The organism is Corynebacterium sp. AOP40-4SA-5, assembly GCF_052377355.1.
Lineage (GTDB): Bacteria > Actinomycetota > Actinomycetes > Mycobacteriales > Mycobacteriaceae > Corynebacterium.
Genome location: NZ_JBQSWS010000011.1, coordinates 14,174 through 31,074, shown reverse-complemented (window position 1 = coordinate 31,074; position 16,901 = coordinate 14,174). Strand labels below are relative to the sequence as shown.

Sequence of the window (16,901 nt, the reverse complement as noted above, 5' to 3'; positions counted from 1 at the left end):
CCGCGGTGCGGAAGAGACGCCGCAACCACACCCTCGCGGAGCAACTGGGGCCGATTCTGTCATGTCCGTTGTTCCCGGCCGACAGAATCGGCTTGCGTTCTTACGGGAACACCGCCGTTGGCTAGTCAAGTGACGCTATCCTTAACCCGTGAAAACGATCCGCGCGTGCAGCGCAGCCCTGATCCCGGCCCTTATCGCCGGCCTGGCCCTGACCTCCTGTTCCTCTGACGCCGCCGACAGCGCCAGCACCAGCACAGATACCCGAGCAGCCTCCTCGGAAGCCTTCCCCCTCACCGTGGACCACTTCCGCGGCACGACGGAGATCGAACAGGCCCCGCAGCGCATCATCGCCCTGGACAACGCCTTCCTGGACTACGCGGTGGACCTCGGTGGAACGGTCGTCGGCGTCTCCGACATCGGCGCCGACCTGGTTCCGTCCTACCTCGACGACGAGCAGGCGGCACGCGCGGCGGACGTGGAGTCGGTCGGTGACATCTCCGAACCGCAGCTGGAGAAGATCGCCGCGTTGGACCCGGACCTCATCCTGTCGTCCGACGTCCGGCACGCCGAGTACTACGACCAGCTGGAGGAGATCGCCCCCACCGTCTTCAGCGAGGACACCGGCGACACCTGGCAGGAGAACTACCTGCTCACCGGCGAGGCCCTCGGAAAGGCCGAGGAGGCACGTGACCGGCTCGACGCGATCGGCGAGCGCGCAGGACGCATCGGCGAGCGCGTCCGCGACGCCGCCAGCGACGGCGACGGCGACGGCGTGCCGGACGTCAGCGTGGTGCGGATCAAGGACGAGAACACGATCAGGCTGTACGGCGAGGACACGTTCTCCGGCTCGGTCCTGGCGATGGTCGACCTGCCCCGTCCTGCCAACCAGGAGTCCGGCTACCCCGGTCAGGACTACGGGATGTACGTGGTCTCGCGGGAGAACCTGGACCAGGCCGAGGCCGACCTCCTTCTTGTCGCGGTACCCGAGGAGGGCACCGCGAAGGCCGCCGAATGGGCGGCGATCTCGGATGCCGTCCTCGACACCGCCACCTGGAAGGCCTTCGCCGGACGCAAGGTCGACGTCGACGAGGGGACCTGGATGACCTCGGTCAGTCCGATCGGCGCCGACCACATCCTCACCGACGTCGCCGACATCTTCGACGTCGACGGCGAGTAATCCAGCTCAATCGGACCCGTCAACGCCCCGCCTGGCATACCGGGCACCAGTAGATCTTGCGCGCGGCCATCTCCCCCAGCTCCACCGGCGTGCCGCACACCAGGCACGGCAGGCCGGCGCGACGGTAGACGTACACCTCGCCGCCGTGGTCGTCCTTGCGCGGCTCGCGCCCCATCGCCTCCGGGGTGTGCTCGTCACGCACCGTGTCGATCCGGCCGTGTTCGAGGCCGTAGTCCATGAGCACGACCATGTCGTCCCAGATGTCCGAGAGCTCGCCCCCGGTCAGCGACGACCCCGGCAGCGTGGGGTCGATGCCGGCGCGGAACAACGCCTCGGTGCGGTAGATGCTGCCCACCCCGGCGTACATCGACTGGTCCATCAGCAGCGCGCCGATCGGTTTCGAGGAGCGCCGCGTGCGCGCGAACGCGCGCTGGCGCTTCTCCTCGTTCAGGACGGCGTCCGGCGTCGTCCCGTCGACGGGACGCAACGGGTCGACGCCGAGCTTCGCCAGCGCGGCGTCCTCCTCCGCCGGTCCGACGACGACGCACCGCTGCGGGCCACGCAGGTCGGCGGCGACGTCCCCGTCGTCGATACGCAGGCGCACCTGGCCGCGGGGTGCGGCGAAGGGTTCCAGGGTGAAGGTCCCGATCAGGCCGAGGTGGATGTGGATGATCCGGGCGTCCGGCGCGGAGGGGTCGCCGAAGTGCAGGAAGAGGTGCTTCCCCCATGCCTCGGCGCCGGCGAAGAGACGGCCGTCGAGCGCGGCGGCCTCGGTGGCGAACCGTCCCTGCGGGGAGGAGACGTTGACGGGCCGTCCGGCGAAGCGGGTGGTGAGTTCGTCGGCGAGCCGGTGGATCACATGACCTTCAGGCATCGGTCACCGCGCGTCCGGGTCGGTGCCGCGGATCCGGTCGACCTGGCGGTCGGCGAGGTCCATGAGGATCTGGGGTTCGTCGATGCCGCTGGCGTCGACGCGAAAGGCCACCCCGTCGACGGTGCCGACGACCACCGAGAGCGGGTTGTCGCCCTGCTCCGAGTCCGCGTCGTTGACCACGGTGATGACGTGGACGTTCTCGGCGCCGAGGATCTCGGCGTCGGTGGCGTCCGCCCGGAAGTTCACCGTCGGGCGCTCCGGTTCCAGCTCCGAACGCTGTGTGAAGGACTCGCACTCCGACAGGTCGTCCGGCAACGCCATCCCGGTGTTCTCCGGGTCGGTGGAGACCATCGCGTTGACCACACCGGGGTCCGAGTCCGCCTGCGGGAGGAACCCGGCCGCGGCCGTGGTGTCGGGGTTGTCGTAGAGCTGAGCGAGCATCGAGACCACGGACGGGGCGATGGACGCGCACTGCTCGGGGTCGGTGACCACGGCGTTGGCGGCGTCCAGCAGTTCGGACATGTCGTCGTCGTTGCCGTCCTCGAAGACCTCGGCCGCGTCGCTCCACTCCCAGCCGGCGGGGGTGTCGGAGTCGGTGAGCATCATGTCCGCCGGGTCGCCCGACGTGGCGTCACCGGAGTCGGACTCACTGTCGGACGAGCACGCGGACGCACCGAACAGCAGACCTGCCGTGGTGACGGCCGCGCAGGTGCGGCGGAGAGTTCTGTTGATCATCCGTCCAGACTATCCGCTCGTCCCTCACAGATCAGTGCCCGGTTACTGCCCCGGCTACCGCCCCGGCACCGCGATGCGCCCCTCGACCGCGGCGAGGCCGATGTCGGTGCGGAAGTGCCCGCCGGGCAGCGAGACCTTGTCCAGTTCGGCGTAGGCGGCGGCGCGGGCGTCTTCCAGCGTCGCACCGGTGCCGATGACGTTCAGGACGCGGCCACCGGCGGAGACCAACGTCCCGTCCTGCCCTGCGGCGACACCGGCGGCGCGGATGCCGCGCGCCTCGTCGCCCGCGGCGGCACCGGAGATCTCCACCCCGGTGACCGGGGTGCCCGGGTAGTTCTCCGCGGCGAGCACGACGGTGACCGCGTAGCCGTCCTTCCACTGCAGGGCGGGCAGCTCGGCGAGGGTGCCGGTGGCGACCGCATTGAGCACGCCGCCGAGTGGGGTGGTCAGCAGGTCGAGGACGGCCTGGGTCTCCGGGTCGCCGAAGCGGCAGTTGAACTCGACCACGGCGGGGCCGTCGGCCCCCCAGGCCAGGCCGGCGTAGAGCAGGCCGGAGAACGGGCAGCCCTCCTTCACCATCTGCGCGGCGACGGGGGCGACGACCTCGTCGACGATGGTCTGCACACCGTCCTGCGGCAGCCACGGCAGCGGTGTGTAGGCGCCCATGCCGCCGGTGTTCGGACCTTCGTCGTCGTCGCCGACGCGCTTGTGGTCCTGCGCGGGCAGCAGCGGGACCACGGTCTCCCCGTCCACCAGACAGAACAGCGACACCTCCGGCCCGTCGAGGAAACTCTCCAGCAGCACCGGGTTGCCGGCGGCGTGGACGTGGCGCACGTGCTCGAGCGCCTCCTCCCGATCGGGGGTGACCACGACACCCTTGCCGCCGGCCAGCCCGTCGTCCTTCACGACCCACGTCGGGCCGAAACGGTCGACGGCCGCGGCGATCTCGTCGGACGAGGCGCCCGGCAGGACGGACTCCGCGTGGGCGGTCTTCACGCCGGCGGACGCCATGATCTCCTTGGCGAACGCCTTCGAGCCCTCGATACGGGCGGCGGCGGCCGAGGGGCCGAAGACCGGGAAACCGGCCTCACGCAGGGCGTCTCCGACGCCGGCGACCAGGGGGATCTCCGGGCCGACGACGACCAGGTCCGCGGCGAGCTCCCGGGCGAGGGAGACGACGGCCTCCCCGTCGTCGGCCTTGAGGCCGGGGTGCAGCGTGGCGACCCCGGCGAGGCCGGGGTTACCGGGTGCGACGTGCACCTCGCTGACCTCGGGGTCGGTGGACAGTGAATAGGCCAGGGCGTGTTCGCGGGCTCCGTTGCCGATGACGAGTGTGCGCATGGCTGACCAGTTTAGCCGCTACGATCGACGCCATGGCTTCCGTATTCAGCAGCATCATCTCCGGCGACCTCCCCGGCCGGTTCGTCTACCGTGACGAGACCGTGGCGGCGTTCCTCACCATCGAGCCCGTGGCCTACGGCCACACCCTGGTCGTGCCGGTGGAGGAGGTCGACCGGTGGACCGACCTGGAGCCCGGGCTGTGGGCCCACCTCAACGAGGTCGCCCAGCACGTGGGTGCGGCGATCGTGGACACCTTCGACGCGCCGCGCGCCGGCTACCTCATCGCCGGCTTCGAGGTGCCCCACGCCCACATCCACGTGTTCCCGGCCTCCGACATGTCCGGCTACGACCTGTCCAACGCCCTGGGCATGGGCGACACCGACGCCGACAAGATGGACGAGGCGGCGGAGAAGATCCGTGCGGGACTGCGGGCACGCGGCGTCACCACCGGTTCGGACGTCAGCGCGGGCTGATGGAGGACGAGATCGAGGCCATCGCCAAGGCGATCGCCGAGGCCGAGGACGAGGCCCAGCAGGCGCAGCAGAGCCAGTTCCTCGAGGCGCCGGGAAAGACGTTGCTCAACCAGCTCTCCCAGTTCACCGACGGGGTGCGCAACACCCTGGAGTTCCCCTCCCGGCTGCTGCCACGCACCCCGCAGCTGCCCGGCGGGTCGACCACCCTGCCGATCGGCGCGCGCCAGTACACGGTGGGTTTCGTCGACGACCTCTGGCACGCCCGCCCCACCGAGGAGCACCCGTACCCGGTGGTGCTGCTGCACGGCACGATCTCGTCGAAGAACGCGTGGCAGAACCTCGTGGTCTCGCTGCGTGACAAGGGGTGGGTGGTGTTCGCGCCGGACTACGGCGTGCACGGCACGCAGGACGTGATCACCTCGGCGAAGGACATCGCCGCCTACATCGACCAGGTCTTCGCCGCCACCGGGGCGGAGAAGATCGACATCGTCGGTCACTCCCAGGGCGGGCTGCTCGCCCGCTACTGGATCAACGAGATGGGTGGCGCCGACCGGGTCCACCACCTGGTCACGCTCTCCTCCCCGCACCACGGCACCACGGTCCGCGGACTGATGGCCTCGGTGATCACCGCCAGCGAGACGACCGTGCGTGTGGCAGAGGCGGTGATCAGCAAGATGATGGGGCCGGCGGGGCTGCAGCAGGTGGTGGGTTCCCCGCTGATCGACACGATGACGACCGCGCCGGAGACCCGCCCGGGGATCCGGTACTCGTGCCTGGCCACCCGCAACGACACCACCGTGGTCCCCTACGAGACCGCGTTCCTGGAGCCGGACTCGGGTGACGGCCCCGGCGGTCCGGCACGGGTGTGGAATGCGTTCCTGCAGGACCAGGGGGTCAGCCGGGTGCGCCACGACGAGATGCCCGCGCACCCGGAGGTCCAGGAGCTGGTGGTGAAGATCCTGGAGGAGGGGCTGCGCGACTGAGGTCGCGCGGGGGGCACAGGGGAACGCACTCGCCGTGGACCGGCGGTGCCCGCCCCCTTGCTTACTCGGTAACTTACCCGGTAACCTCAATGGAACTTACCGAGTAAGCACCCCGATTCCAGCAAGGGAACACGCATCATGTCCATCAAGTTCGCCCTGCTCAGCCTGCTGGCCGAGCAACCCCGCAGCGTCGGGCGGCTGAAGTCCGACTTCGAGGACCGAACGCGCGCCACCTGGCCAGTCAATGTCGGACAGGTCTACCAGACGATCCAACGCCTCACCCGCGACGGCCTCGTCGAACCCACCGGGTCCGACACCGGCGAGTCCGGACGGCACACCGAGGTCTACGCGGTCACCGACACCGGCCGCGCCGAGCTGACCACCTGGTGGCACTCCCCCATCCTGCCGCCACCCAACGACCGCGACGACCTGGTGATCAAGACCGCGATGGCGGCGTCCGCCACCGGCCGCCTGCCGGACGGCATGGACTTCGCCTCCGTCCTGCACAACCAACGTCTCGCCGTCCTCGACGAACTCCGCACGCTCACGAGGAGCAAGGCGGAGGTCCCACCGTCCACCGCGGCCGACCGGCTGCAGCTGGAGCGCCGGATCTTCGACATGGAGTCCCAGATCCGCTGGCTCGACCAGGTCGAGTCACTGCCGCCCGCCACCACTACCGAGGAGAACTGACGCCATGACACGCCCCAACGACACCTCACCCCTGTCCCCCCGGCGCCTCTCCGGCAACCGGTCGCAGGACGCGACGACCAACGCCGCCGCCCTGTACCTCGACCAGGTCAGCAGGTTCCACCAGGACGGCCCCACCACCGTCACCGCACTCGACAAGGTCAGCCTGACCATCGAACCCGGCGAACTCGTCGCCGTGATGGGCCCGTCCGGTTCCGGCAAGTCCACGCTGCTCAACGTGGCCGGCACGCTGGACACCGTCAGCGACGGACGCGTCCTCGTCGCCGGGGTGGACGTCTCCCACCTCTCGCCGCAGGCCCGCGCCGAGGTCCGCCGCACCCACGTGGGCTACGTCTTCCAGGACTACAACCTGATCCCCACCCTCACCGTGGCGGAGAACGTCTCCCTTCCCCTGGAACTCAACGGGACGAAGCGGAAGGACGCCCGCGCCGCCGCCGTCGCGGCGTTGGAGGAGATCAACCTCGCCCAGACCGCCGACCGGTTCCCGTCCGAGATCTCCGGTGGCCAGCAGCAGCGCGTGGCCGTGGCCCGCGCGCTGATCGGCGACCGTCACCTCTTCCTCGCCGACGAGCCCACCGGTGCGTTGGACTCGGTCACCGCGGAGTCGGTGATGTCGCTGCTGCGCGACCGGGTGAATGACGGCGCCGCCGGCCTGCTCGTCACCCACGAGCCCCGCTTCGCCGCCTGGGCGGACCGTACCGTGCACCTGCGCGACGGCCGGATCGTGGAGTGATTGCCATGAACAACTCCACCACCAGATCCTCCCCCACCGCCCGGGCCGGCGTGGCCTTCCGCCTCGCCCGGCGCGACCTCGCCTCCCACAAGGTGCGCACCGTCGTCGCCGTCCTGCTGTTCGCCCTTCCGGTGTCCCTGATCGTCGGGTTCGCCTCGATGGCGCTCGGCTACGACCGTGATTACCAGAACTCCCCGATCAGCAGCGCCAGTTCACTGCAGTTCGAGAGGGAGGAGGCGCAGGACACGACCATGGAGACCGTGGACGCCCAGGGCGGGGAGCTCCGCGGCGCCATCGGCGACCTCACGGACTCACTGTCCGCCGGAATCTTCCAGGACTCCGAGTTCAGCAAGGGGGACAGGACGGTCGACCTCACGGCCGTCACCGTGCTCCCCTCTGCGGACGGCACCGGCCCCGAGGTCGATTCCGGCACCGTACACCTCAACAATCAGGCCGCCTTCCTGCTGGACGCCGAGGACGGTGACACCGTCACCGTGGACGGCGCCGAGCTGACGGTCGTCCTCGGTGCCGACCACCAGGGGTCCGTCGTCAACGCCGACGACGTCCCGGTCAACCGGTCCGCGATGAACGTGACCTGGTACATGCCGCACGACTCTGAGCGCGCCGACGAGATCGAGGACGCGGTCATGTCCTCCGCCGCGGAGCTCCCCTCCCTGCCGAGCGTCGACAACCAGGCGAGCCACGGATCGAGTTACCTCGACGGCGCCACGGCAGCGACGTTCCTCGGATTCCTCGCTCTCGGGATCCTGCTGGTCTCTGCGGTGGTCACCCCCGTGTTCGCCGTCTCCGCGCGACGTCAACGCCGCGCGATGGGCCTGTTGAGCGCCACCGGTGCCTCTCCCCGCGACCTACGGCTGACGATGCTGGCCCAGGGCATCATCGTCGGGCTGATCGGCACGGTCCTGGGCCTCGCCATGTCCGTGGGAGTCGGCGCCGCACTGATATCCCTCTACGGCACGGGAGGGTTCTACTGGTCCTGGGTCGCTGCCGCGCTCACCGCGGTCGTCGCCCTGGTCTGCGGGGTGACGTCGGCACTGGTTCCCGCCATCCGCGCGGGGAAGGAGGACCCCGTGCAGGCCCTGGCCGACGGTGGGAGCCAGCGCATGTCAGGCTTCCGGCTGCGGATGCTCATCGGCCCGCTGTTCCTGATCCCTGGAGTGTTCCTGATCGCAGCCTCCGACAACCTCGTCCCGCTCGGTATCGCAGTCGCGGGCATCGGTGTCGTGCTCAGCAGTGGTTTGAGCGTGTGGTTGCTGTCCCGGCTCGGGAACATCCTGCCCACCGCAGGTCGGCTGGCGGTGCGCGACAGTCTGCGCAACAACCACCGGACGGTGCCGGCCATCGCCGCCATCGCGGGCACGACGTTCCTCGCCGCCACCGCGCTCACGTTGTCCTACAACACGCAGGTCCAGACGCACTACCGCGACAACGTGGCGGTGATGTCGACGTACCAGGGCGGAAACGAGTCGCTCTACACCACCGAGATCGACCAGGCCGGGGAACGCCTGGGCGCGCTGTCCCACCACCCGCTCGCGGACATCGGGTCCCGTACCGTCGACGGCCGCACCTTCAGCGTGAGTCTGAGCTTCGACGACAGGAGAAAATCGGGCGGCTTCTACCCGCTCTACGACTGGGCGGACATCCGGGCCACCGACGGGAACCTGTACTCCACCTTCTCCGGCGTCGAGGACCATGACGTCAGCGCCGCGGTCGACGCCCTCGCCGAGGGTAAGGCCGTGGTCTCGAACCCGGAGCTTCTCGAGGGAGATGAGCTCCCCCTCGACCTGCGCGAGTACGACCCGTACTACGGCTACACACCCGGCTACTCCGACGAGGACCCTGGACCCCCGGATGACACGCTGCGGATTCCGGCTGTCGTCATCCCCGGTCTCACGGGTGGCACCGGAGCCGACCAGGTGGCGCTGAGCCCGGACACCGCCGAGTCATTGAGCCTCGAACAGCGGTACCAGGGCGAGGTCTTCCTCCTCGATTCCCGGCCGTCCCTCCTCGCGGCCGCCGGCACGACCATGGGAGTCTGGCCGACGAACTTCCCCAACGTCACCGTTGACACGCCTGCAGTAGACGGAGAACAGGCGATGTGGGTCACCATTCCCGTCGCCTTGAGCTGGTTGCTCACCCTGGGCACGGTGCTGCTGGTGGTGATGCTGGCGGCGACGGAGTCACGGCGTGACATGTCGACCATCACGGCGATCGGCGCCGGCCCGGGACTGCTGCGCAGGTTCTCCGCCACACAGGCCCTGTTCATCGCCCTGCCCGGCACCGTGTTCGGAGTCGTCGTCGGTGTCCTCCCCCGGGTCAGTCAGTCGGTGCGCGAGGTGCTGGGCCACTCCGAGTTCTACACCGGTTTCCTGACCTCCTCCCAGTGGCTGGCCCTTGGCCTGACTGCGGTGGTCGGACCGCTGCTGGCCTGGATCACCGGCTCGATCATCGGCGCGGTCACATCCCGGGACCGCTCCCCGGTCCGGCGGCGGTAGCTGACGGGGGCGCACGCCCCGTCCGCCATGTCGTCCGTCCCGGTGGCAGAGTAGGGGGATGCCCGCACCACGTCCCCCGCTGCTGTGCCGCCTGCTCGACCGCCTGCCGCAGGCGGTCGACCCCTGGAAGGACACTCCGGACGCTCCGGCCGGCGCGGACGTCACTGCCGGCACCGCCGGCACCGGCGGCACCGGCAGTACCGCCCTGCGTCCTGTCGTCCTCGTGCACGGCACCGCCGGCAGCCGGGGGAACTTCGAGCGCATCGTCCCGGCCCTCCGGGAGTCGGGACGCCCGGTGCTGTCGGTGTCCTACGGTCACCGCGGGACCGGCGGTCTACACGACTCCCTCGAGGAGGTCACCGCACAGGTGTCCCATATCGTCGAGACCCACGGTCCCGTCGACCTCGTCGGGCACTCCCAGGGCGGGCTGCTGGCGCTGGCCTCCTCCGGCAGGCTCGACGCCGACGCGGTGCGTCACGTCGTGGGGTTGGCGGCGGACTTCCGCGGGGTGGCGCGCCCGTGGTTCCGCCCGCCCGAGCACCGCGTCCTGCACCGCCTGGACCGGGCGTTCTCCCCGGCGTTGGCCGACCAGCTCGCCGGCTCCCCGGTGCTGCGCGAGGTGCTGGCGCACACCGTGGGCTCCACGGTGCCGGTCACCCAGGTCATCACCCGTGGCGACCGGATCGTCCCGCGCGACCGGGCCCTCGCGCTGGGCTCACACGACCCGCTGACCGGGTTGGACGCCCACCGCGGCCCGCTGCGGTTCGTCACCGTGCAGGACCGGTTCCCGGACGCCCGGGTCAGTCACGCGGTGATCCCCCACCACCGCATCGTCGGCACGCTCGTCGTCGAGGCACTGGACGCTCCACCCGGGGCTCCCGGCGCTTAGGCCGACCGGTGTCAGCCGCCCCAGGTGTCGCGGCCCGAAGCCCCGCCCGGCTCCTGGTCCGGTTCTTCCTCCGAGATGTCTTCGGCGTCCTCAAGGTCCTCAAGGTCGTCGTCGTCCTCACCGTCGTCGCCGTCGTCGCGCCACACCGGCAGCAGGATACGGAACGTCGTCCCCTCGCCCAGCTCGCTCTCCACGGTGATCGTGCCGTTGTGCCGCTCGATCAAACGCTTCACGATCGACAGGCCCAGGCCCGATCCGCCGGACTGGCGGGAACGCGACACGTCGGCACGGTAGAAACGCTCGAACAGGTGCGGGACGTCCTCGGCGGCGATGCCCTCACCGTCGTCGATGACCTCCACGGACAGGTGGTCGTCGTCCGGACGGCTCAGCCGCATCACGACCGAGGCGTCGTCCCCGGCGTGGCGCATCGCGTTGGTCACCAGGTTGCCCACGACCTGGTGCAGCCGGGCGCTGTCGCCCAGCGTCACCGGCACCGAGCGTGCCTCGTTGCGCACGCTCACGGTGCGTCCCGGGAATCCCACGCGCGCGTTCTCCGCGGCCAACAGGCAGATCTCCAGCATGTCCACCGGGTCCTCACGCATGGGACGTCCCTCGTCCATACGCACCAGCGTCAGCAGGTCCTCGACCAGCAGGCTCATCCGACCGGCCTCCGCGGAGATACGGTCGATGACCATGTCCGGGTCGTTCGTCGCACCCGAGCGGTAGAGGTCGGCGTAGCCGCGCACGCTGGTCAGCGGGGTACGCAGCTCGTGGGAGGCGTCCCCGATGAACCGGCGCATCGACGACTCGGCCTCACGGGCCTGGCGTTCGGAGTCGTTCACCGCGATGAACGCCCCCTGGATCTGCGCGAGCATCCGGTTGAGCGCCACCGACAGCCGGCCGACCTCGGTCTTCGGCGACCAGTTGGGCACACGCTGGTCGAGGTGGCCGCGCGCGATGCGTCCGGCGGTCTGCTCCACCTGGTAGAGCGGCTGCAGGGCGCGTCTGACCAGGAAGAGGCTGGCGGCGGTCACGGATGCCAGGATCAGCAGGCTGATGACGATCAGCATCGTCGTCATCCCGTCCATGATCTTCGACTCGCCGTCCATCGGCAGGGCGAAGACGGTCACCCCGCCGTCCTCGTTCGTCACCGCCGCGGCGCGCCACGGCGCCTGGGAGGCGGAGTTGTCCGCCGCCGGCACCGTCACCGGACGCGTCGACTCGGTGATCGACGAGACGTCCGGCAGTGAGTCATTGACGCTGTTCGGGCCGGTGGTCTGACAGGCGTCACCCGGCAGCCCCCAGTACATCTTCGACGGGGGGCGCTGCATCACCAGCTGGTCGTGGGACTGGTAGGTCTCCTGGCACGGCGACTCGGTGATGCTCGCCGCCCACGCGGCGCTGTCCTGCAGCTGTTCGTCGACGCGCTCGGTGAGGAAGCGCTGCATCATCCCGGTCACCACCGTGCCGGACACCGCCAGCCCCAGGGCGGTGAGCACCGTGATCACCAGGACCAGGGAGAACCTCAGGGGGTAGTGGGACAGAAAGACACCGGGGTAGGTGCGTCCCGCACGCCGGGCACGCCCGGCGATCCTGTCCGTCACCGCCATCAGCTACGCGGCAGCCGCAGCACGTAGCCCACACCGCGCACGGTGTGGATCAGGCGGGGGTCCTTCGTGTCGATCTTGCGGCGCAGGTAGGAGACGTAGGACTCCACCACGTTGCCGTCGCCGCCGAAGTCGTACTCCCACACCGCGTCGAGGATCCGCGACTTCGGCACCACGACCTCGGAGTTCACCAGCAGGTAGCGCAGCAGCTTGAACTCGGTGGGCGACAGGTCGACCACCTTGCCCGCCTTGGTGACCTCGTGCATGTCGTCGTTGAGGGTGATGTCGGCGTAGCTGATCAGCGAGGGGTCGTCCTCCTCGGCGGGCTGCACCCGGCGCAGGATGACCCGCAGGCGGGTGATGACCTCCTCCAGGGCGAAGGGCTTGGTGACGTAGTCGTCGGCACCGATGGTCAGTCCGTGGATGCGGTCGTCCACCCCGTCCTTGGCGGTGAGGAAGAGCACGGGGGCCTCGTGGCCGTCCTCGCGCAACTTGTTGAGCAGGGTGAAGCCGTCCATCCCCGGCATCATGACGTCGAGGATGAAGGCGTCCGGACGGAAGGTCTTGGCGATCTCGCGGGCGGTGGCCCCGTCGGCGGCGGTGCGGACCTCGAAGTCCTGGAACTCCAGCCTCGCCTTGATCAGGTCGGCGATGTTCGCCTCGTCGTCGACGACGAGGACCTTCACCGGCTGGGCACTGTGGGCGCTGTGGGCACCGTGAGCGCTGTGGGCACTGTGGGCGCCACCGCTGGTGTTGCTGGAATTGTTCGACACAGGCACGTTCATATCTCCCTAGTCTGGACCGGCTTCCCGGATTTTTCATGCTCGGCACATCCAGAATACCTGTGACTTCCCTAGCGACTCCCGTAACCGTTCGGTGAACGCGGACGGGCACGCGCCCCAACACACACCCAGGCAAAAGTGGCCCACCTACGTTGCCAGGGGATAGGATAGCGCCCGTGAACATTCGGAGAGAGCCAGCACACCACACCCGCCCCACGGGCACCGCCCGGACCTTCCGTCGTCGCGTGGCCGCCCTGGGCGTCGCCACCGTCGCCGCGATCGGCATCGGCGGCGCGGGCATCGCCCCCGCCGTCGCCGCGCCGAGCGCCGCCAACCTGCCGTCGGTCGGTGACATCGAGCTGCCCGGGCCGGACGAGATCAACGACATGGTCCGCGACGGCGTCCTCGACGCGCACGACGCCGCCCTGCTGCAGGCCGGCAAGGTCCCCGAGCAGTTCCGCGACGCCTACGAGCAGGGCGTGCGTGACCTGGCCGACCTCGTCGCCCCGGGTGCGGTCCAGGACCGTCAGGACGAGCAGGACGCCGCGGACCGCGCCGCCGCTGCCGCCGCCGCCGAGCGCGAGGCCCGCGCCGCCGCCGAGCAGCGTGCCGCCAGCACCGACAACACGCCCTGCCCGGCGTCCGCCCGCGTGTGCGTGGACATCGACGGCAAGCGCACCTGGCTGCAGCGGGACGGCGACACGTCCTACGGGCCGGTCAGCATGTCCCCCGGCAAGGCCGGGCAGGACACCCCGCGCGGCAACTTCACCGTGCAGTACAAGGTGAAGGACGAGATCAGCCGTGAGTTCAACAACGCGCCGATGCCCTACGCCGTGTACTTCACCAACAACGGCCACGCCTTCCACCAGGGCACGCTGGACGCCCTGTCCGCCGGCTGCGTGCGTCTGAACACCCAGGACGCGATCACCTACTTCGACGCCCTGAACCCGGGCGACGAGGTCTTCATCTACTGATGAACGACACCACTGCTCTGCGCTACCGTCCGGCCGTCGAGGCCGACCGGGAGTTCCTGCGGGCCCTCTACATCCTCACCGACCAGTGGGGTGACGAGAGCCAGCCCGTCAGCGACGGCATCGAGGCTGAGATCGAGGCCTACGTCGACGGCTGGACCCCGGAACAGGGCGGGGTGATTCTCGAGACGGACACCGGTCCAGACGCGGGGACGCCGGTGGGCGGCGCGTGGTTGCGCACCTTCACCGCCGACGACCCGGGTGCCGGCTACGTGGCCGACGAGTTCCCCGAGGTCGCCATCGCGGTGCGCCCGGAGTACTCCGGTCACGGTCGCGGTACCGCACTGATGGCCGAGCTGCTGCGCGTCGCGCGTCAGGCCGGCTACCCCGGCGTCTCCCTGGCCGTGGACCTCGGCAACGACCGCGCGCGCCACGTGTACGCCAAGCTCGGCTACGTGGACAGCGAGGTCAACGGTGGTCTCGACCCCAGCGGCCGGTGCCACGTGATGCTGCACCGCTTCTAGTTGGGCGGGGTTTCGCCTTCGAGTCCCGCGTGAGACGCCGCACGGCGTTCTCCGCGCTGATCAGGCACATCGGAACCCCCACCCCGGGTGTCGTGGTGGAGCCGGCGTAGTACAGGTTCCCCACCGCCCGTGACCGGTTCGTGCCGCGCATGAACGCCGACTGCGCCAGCGTGTGCGCCAGACCCAACGCCCAGCCGCGCCAGGAGTTGTAGCGCGTGGCGAAGTCCGCCGGCCCCAACGTCCGGCGCACCACCACCCGCTCGGCGAGGTCCGGGACGCCGGCGCGCTCGGCGACGAGACGCACCGTCGCATCGGCGACCGCCTCCACGGTGGCGGCGTCCATCGTCGGGTCGCAGGCCACCGGGACCAGGATGAACAGGTTCTCGTGGCCCTCCGGCGCCACGTCCGGGTCCGTCGCCGAGGGACGTGAGACGTACACCGAGCGCGAGAAGTCGGGTTTGCCGGTACCAGCCCCGTCGAAGACGGCGGCGAAGTCCGGCGTCCAGTCCTCGCTGAAGATCAGCGTGTGGTGCGCCAGCTCCGGCAGCGCCCCGCGCACCCCGAGCATCACCACCACCGCACCGACCCCCGGGTCCGCCCGCCGCCACCGCGGCTCCGGGTAGGTGCGCAACCCCGGCGGCAGCAGGACGTTCTCGGTGTGGTGCAGGTCGGCGGCGCTGACGACCACGTCGGCGGGGATGAACTCCCCGCCGGCGACCGTGACACCACGCGCCCGCGCCGAGGACACCGCCGCGCCGAGGCGTCCGAGCCCGGGCACCGTACGCAGCGGGTTCGCCCGGTCGGTGTCGGTGACGATCGCCGTCACGTCCACGCCTGTGCGGACCTGCGCGCCGTGTTCCACGGCCAGCCGGTGCAGCGCCCCGACCACGCTGGTGAACCCGCCGACCGGGTACCTCACACCCTGCACCAGGTCGGTGTAGCTCATCAACTGGTACAGCGCCGGGGTCTGTGACGGACGTGAGGACAGGAACACCGCCGGGTACGACAGGATCTGGCGCAGCCTGCGGTCGGCGAAACGTCCGTCCACCAGCGACTCCAGCGTGCCGGTCAGCAACCGTGCCAGACGCCCCGCCCGGCGCAGCACACCCGGTGCGAGGAACGGGGCCGGGGAGGAGAAGTCGGTGTAGAGGAAACGCTCCACGGCGATGCGGTAGGTGTCCCCCGCCTCGTGCAGGTAGTCGCGCACCGTCTCACCGGCACCGGGCTCCAGTGACTCGAAGAGCGCTGCCACGGCGTCCTCCCCCACCGGTACGTCGACCGGGTCCAGGCCCTCCGGAAGCAGGCGGTAGCCGGGGGTGAGGTCGGTGAGGTCGAGCTGCTCGTCGGTGGAGGTGCCCATCAGGTGGAAGAACCGGTCGAAGGCCTCCGGCATGAGGTACCAGCTCGGGCCGGTGTCCCACCGGAACCCCGGCGCCTCGTCGACGCTGAGCGAGCCGGCGCGCCCGCCGACGGTGTCTCCGCGTTCCAGCACGGTGACCTGGTAGCCCTGACGTGCCAGCAGCCCGGCGGTGGCCAGACCTGCGACCCCGGCGCCGACGACGACGGCGCGTTGCGCGCTCACCGACGTGCCCCCGTCACCGAGCCGGCGACCGAGCCGGCGACGGACCCGGCGACGGACCCGGCGAGAGCGCGGGCGGTGAGCGAGGCCTTCACCGGGGCGGGCACGCGCACGCGGGTACCCACGATCTGCTCCGGGGTGGAACGACGCAGGCGTGCGGACAGCTCCGCGTAGAGCGCGGCGGCGGACGCCACCCCGGCGCGGCAGCCCGACGGCAGGGCGGGGATGCGGAGACGCCCCTCGGCGATCCCGGCGTCCACCTCGTCGAGGATGCGGTCGCGCACCGCGACGGTCAGCGGGCCGTCCTGCAGTTCCGGCAGGTACAGCCGCCCGAGGACGTCCCGGTCGTCGGCGAGGTCACGCAGGAAGTTGACCTTCTGGAAGGACGCGCCGAGCGCGGCGGCACCGTCCTCCAGCCAGGCGCGCTGCCGCCCGCTCACCGGCCCGGCGTGGGCGAGGAAGATGTCGAGGCACATCAGGCCGATGACCTCGGCGGAACCGTGGATGTAGCGGGCCAGGCTGTCACGGTCGTGCACCACCTGCTCCAGGTCGCTGCGCATCGAGGAGAAGAAGGCCCGCATGTGCTCGGGGTCGATCCCGCAGCGCCGTGCGGTGCACGCCCAGGCGTGCAGCACCAGGTCGGTGTGGAACCCCCGGCCCGGCGCGGCGAGCACGCGGTCCTCGTAGTCGTCGAGCACGCCGCGCACGTCTGTGCGCTCTGTGCCTTCTGTACCCCCGGCAGCCCCGGCGACGCCGGCGGCCCCGTCCACGATCTCGTCGGCGATGCGCACCACGGCGTAGAGGTTGCGGATGTCGTCGCGCACCCCGGCCGGCAGCAACCGCGTGGCCAGCGAGAAGGACGTGGAGTAGCGTCCGATCACGGTGGCCGAGACGTGCTCGGCCAGGGCCCCGTACGCCCCGGCGGCGGTGCTGCGACTGCGTGTATTCATCGACAGACAGAGTACCCCGCCACACCCGCGTCCCCGGTATGTTCACCTGGGCAATAGTC

16 protein-coding genes are annotated in these 16,901 nt (G+C 70.3%); 9 read left to right on the top strand and 7 right to left on the bottom strand.

Going from position 1 to position 16,901, the window contains the following annotated elements:
• Positions 1 to 148 precede the first annotated feature (148 nt).
• A complete protein-coding gene (locus ACT3S3_RS08415) occupies positions 149 to 1,177 on the top strand; it encodes an ABC transporter substrate-binding protein (protein WP_301442137.1) in 1,029 nt (342 codons plus the stop codon).
• 19 nt (positions 1,178 to 1,196) lie between these two features.
• On the opposite strand, the gene ACT3S3_RS08410 is transcribed toward ACT3S3_RS08415, so the two are convergent.
• From ACT3S3_RS08410 to purD, 3 genes are read right to left on the bottom strand one after another with little or no spacing between them, the layout of a single operon-like run.
• On the bottom strand, positions 1,197 to 2,051 hold the full coding sequence (locus ACT3S3_RS08410; RefSeq protein WP_301442136.1) for an Fpg/Nei family DNA glycosylase: 855 nt from the start codon (positions 2,049 to 2,051) through the stop codon (positions 1,197 to 1,199).
• Between the two features lie 3 nt (positions 2,052 to 2,054).
• Complete coding sequence (locus tag ACT3S3_RS08405; RefSeq protein WP_301442135.1) at positions 2,055 to 2,786, bottom strand: hypothetical protein; 732 nt, start codon at positions 2,784 to 2,786, stop codon at positions 2,055 to 2,057.
• A gap of 54 nt (positions 2,787 to 2,840) precedes the next feature.
• Positions 2,841 to 4,127, bottom strand: coding sequence for a phosphoribosylamine--glycine ligase (gene purD / locus ACT3S3_RS08400; protein WP_301442134.1), 1,287 nt, complete (start codon positions 4,125 to 4,127; stop codon positions 2,841 to 2,843).
• A gap of 32 nt (positions 4,128 to 4,159) precedes the next feature.
• Between purD and ACT3S3_RS08395 the strand changes: the two genes are divergently transcribed.
• The 6 genes from ACT3S3_RS08395 to ACT3S3_RS08370 all read left to right on the top strand — a co-directional run bounded on the left by ACT3S3_RS08395 (position 4,160) and on the right by ACT3S3_RS08370 (position 10,429).
• Complete coding sequence (locus tag ACT3S3_RS08395) at positions 4,160 to 4,600, top strand: HIT family protein (RefSeq protein ID WP_301442133.1); 441 nt, start codon at positions 4,160 to 4,162, stop codon at positions 4,598 to 4,600.
• The gene (locus ACT3S3_RS08390; protein ID WP_301442132.1) at positions 4,600 to 5,583 is read left to right on the top strand and encodes an esterase/lipase family protein; all 984 of its coding nucleotides are present in this window, start codon (positions 4,600 to 4,602) and stop codon (positions 5,581 to 5,583) included. Before ACT3S3_RS08395 ends, ACT3S3_RS08390 begins: the two co-directional genes overlap by 1 nt.
• Before the next feature lie 138 nt (positions 5,584 to 5,721).
• A complete protein-coding gene (locus tag ACT3S3_RS08385; RefSeq protein WP_301442131.1) occupies positions 5,722 to 6,273 on the top strand; it encodes a helix-turn-helix transcriptional regulator in 552 nt (183 codons plus the stop codon).
• Positions 6,274 to 6,277: 4 nt separating this feature from the next.
• Complete coding sequence (locus ACT3S3_RS08380) at positions 6,278 to 7,024, top strand: ABC transporter ATP-binding protein (RefSeq protein WP_301442130.1); 747 nt, start codon at positions 6,278 to 6,280, stop codon at positions 7,022 to 7,024.
• 5 nt (positions 7,025 to 7,029) lie between these two features.
• Positions 7,030 to 9,540, top strand: coding sequence for an FtsX-like permease family protein (locus tag ACT3S3_RS08375; RefSeq protein WP_444626675.1), 2,511 nt, complete (start codon positions 7,030 to 7,032; stop codon positions 9,538 to 9,540).
• A gap of 58 nt (positions 9,541 to 9,598) precedes the next feature.
• The gene (locus tag ACT3S3_RS08370) at positions 9,599 to 10,429 is read left to right on the top strand and encodes an esterase/lipase family protein (RefSeq protein ID WP_301442128.1); all 831 of its coding nucleotides are present in this window, start codon (positions 9,599 to 9,601) and stop codon (positions 10,427 to 10,429) included.
• An 11-nt stretch (positions 10,430 to 10,440) separates the two neighbouring features.
• Here the strand turns inward: ACT3S3_RS08370 and ACT3S3_RS08365 are convergent, their stop codons facing one another.
• Positions 10,441 to 12,033 (bottom strand): sensor histidine kinase, encoded by a 1,593-nt coding sequence (locus ACT3S3_RS08365; RefSeq protein ID WP_441578906.1) that lies wholly within the window; start codon positions 12,031 to 12,033, stop codon positions 10,441 to 10,443.
• 5 nt (positions 12,034 to 12,038) lie between these two features.
• A complete protein-coding gene (locus ACT3S3_RS08360; RefSeq protein ID WP_441578913.1) occupies positions 12,039 to 12,722 on the bottom strand; it encodes a response regulator transcription factor in 684 nt (227 codons plus the stop codon).
• Between the two features lie 272 nt (positions 12,723 to 12,994).
• Between ACT3S3_RS08360 and ACT3S3_RS08355 the strand changes: the two genes are divergently transcribed.
• Positions 12,995 to 13,792: a L,D-transpeptidase gene (locus tag ACT3S3_RS08355; protein ID WP_441578905.1), complete on the top strand. Its 798-nt coding sequence runs from the start codon at positions 12,995 to 12,997 to the stop codon at positions 13,790 to 13,792.
• Entirely contained in the window at positions 13,792 to 14,313 is a 522-nt protein-coding gene (locus ACT3S3_RS08350; protein ID WP_301442124.1) for a GNAT family N-acetyltransferase, read from the top strand. Before ACT3S3_RS08355 ends, ACT3S3_RS08350 begins: the two co-directional genes overlap by 1 nt.
• Here the strand turns inward: ACT3S3_RS08350 and crtI are convergent.
• Both crtI and ACT3S3_RS08340 read right to left on the bottom strand, forming a co-directional pair.
• Positions 14,258 to 15,895 (bottom strand): phytoene desaturase family protein, encoded by a 1,638-nt coding sequence (crtI, locus tag ACT3S3_RS08345; RefSeq protein ID WP_441578904.1) that lies wholly within the window; start codon positions 15,893 to 15,895, stop codon positions 14,258 to 14,260. The genes ACT3S3_RS08350 and crtI overlap by 56 nt on opposite strands.
• On the bottom strand, positions 15,892 to 16,842 hold the full coding sequence (locus tag ACT3S3_RS08340; RefSeq protein WP_441578903.1) for a phytoene/squalene synthase family protein: 951 nt from the start codon (positions 16,840 to 16,842) through the stop codon (positions 15,892 to 15,894). The genes crtI and ACT3S3_RS08340 overlap by 4 nt, the downstream gene beginning before the upstream one ends.
• Between the last annotated feature and the right edge of the window lie 59 nt (positions 16,843 to 16,901).

Bases quoted from the DNA above. Each gene is read 5' to 3' on its own strand.
- ACT3S3_RS08350 (WP_301442124.1), top strand. From the start codon at position 13,792: ATGAACGACACCACTGCTCTGCGCTACCGTCCGGCCGTCGAGGCCGAC.
- purD (WP_301442134.1), bottom strand. From the start codon at position 4,127: ATGCGCACACTCGTCATCGGCAACGGAGCCCGCGAACACGCCCTGGCC.
- ACT3S3_RS08410 (WP_301442136.1), bottom strand. From the start codon at position 2,051: ATGCCTGAAGGTCATGTGATCCACCGGCTCGCCGACGAACTCACCACC.
- ACT3S3_RS08395 (WP_301442133.1), top strand. From the start codon at position 4,160: ATGGCTTCCGTATTCAGCAGCATCATCTCCGGCGACCTCCCCGGCCGG.
- ACT3S3_RS08340 (WP_441578903.1), bottom strand. From the start codon at position 16,842: ATGAATACACGCAGTCGCAGCACCGCCGCCGGGGCGTACGGGGCCCTG.
- ACT3S3_RS08375 (WP_444626675.1), top strand. From the start codon at position 7,030: ATGAACAACTCCACCACCAGATCCTCCCCCACCGCCCGGGCCGGCGTG.
- ACT3S3_RS08370 (WP_301442128.1), top strand. From the start codon at position 9,599: ATGCCCGCACCACGTCCCCCGCTGCTGTGCCGCCTGCTCGACCGCCTG.
- ACT3S3_RS08390 (WP_301442132.1), top strand. From the start codon at position 4,600: ATGGAGGACGAGATCGAGGCCATCGCCAAGGCGATCGCCGAGGCCGAG.
- ACT3S3_RS08405 (WP_301442135.1), bottom strand. From the start codon at position 2,786: ATGATCAACAGAACTCTCCGCCGCACCTGCGCGGCCGTCACCACGGCA.
- ACT3S3_RS08385 (WP_301442131.1), top strand. From the start codon at position 5,722: ATGTCCATCAAGTTCGCCCTGCTCAGCCTGCTGGCCGAGCAACCCCGC.
- ACT3S3_RS08380 (WP_301442130.1), top strand. From the start codon at position 6,278: ATGACACGCCCCAACGACACCTCACCCCTGTCCCCCCGGCGCCTCTCC.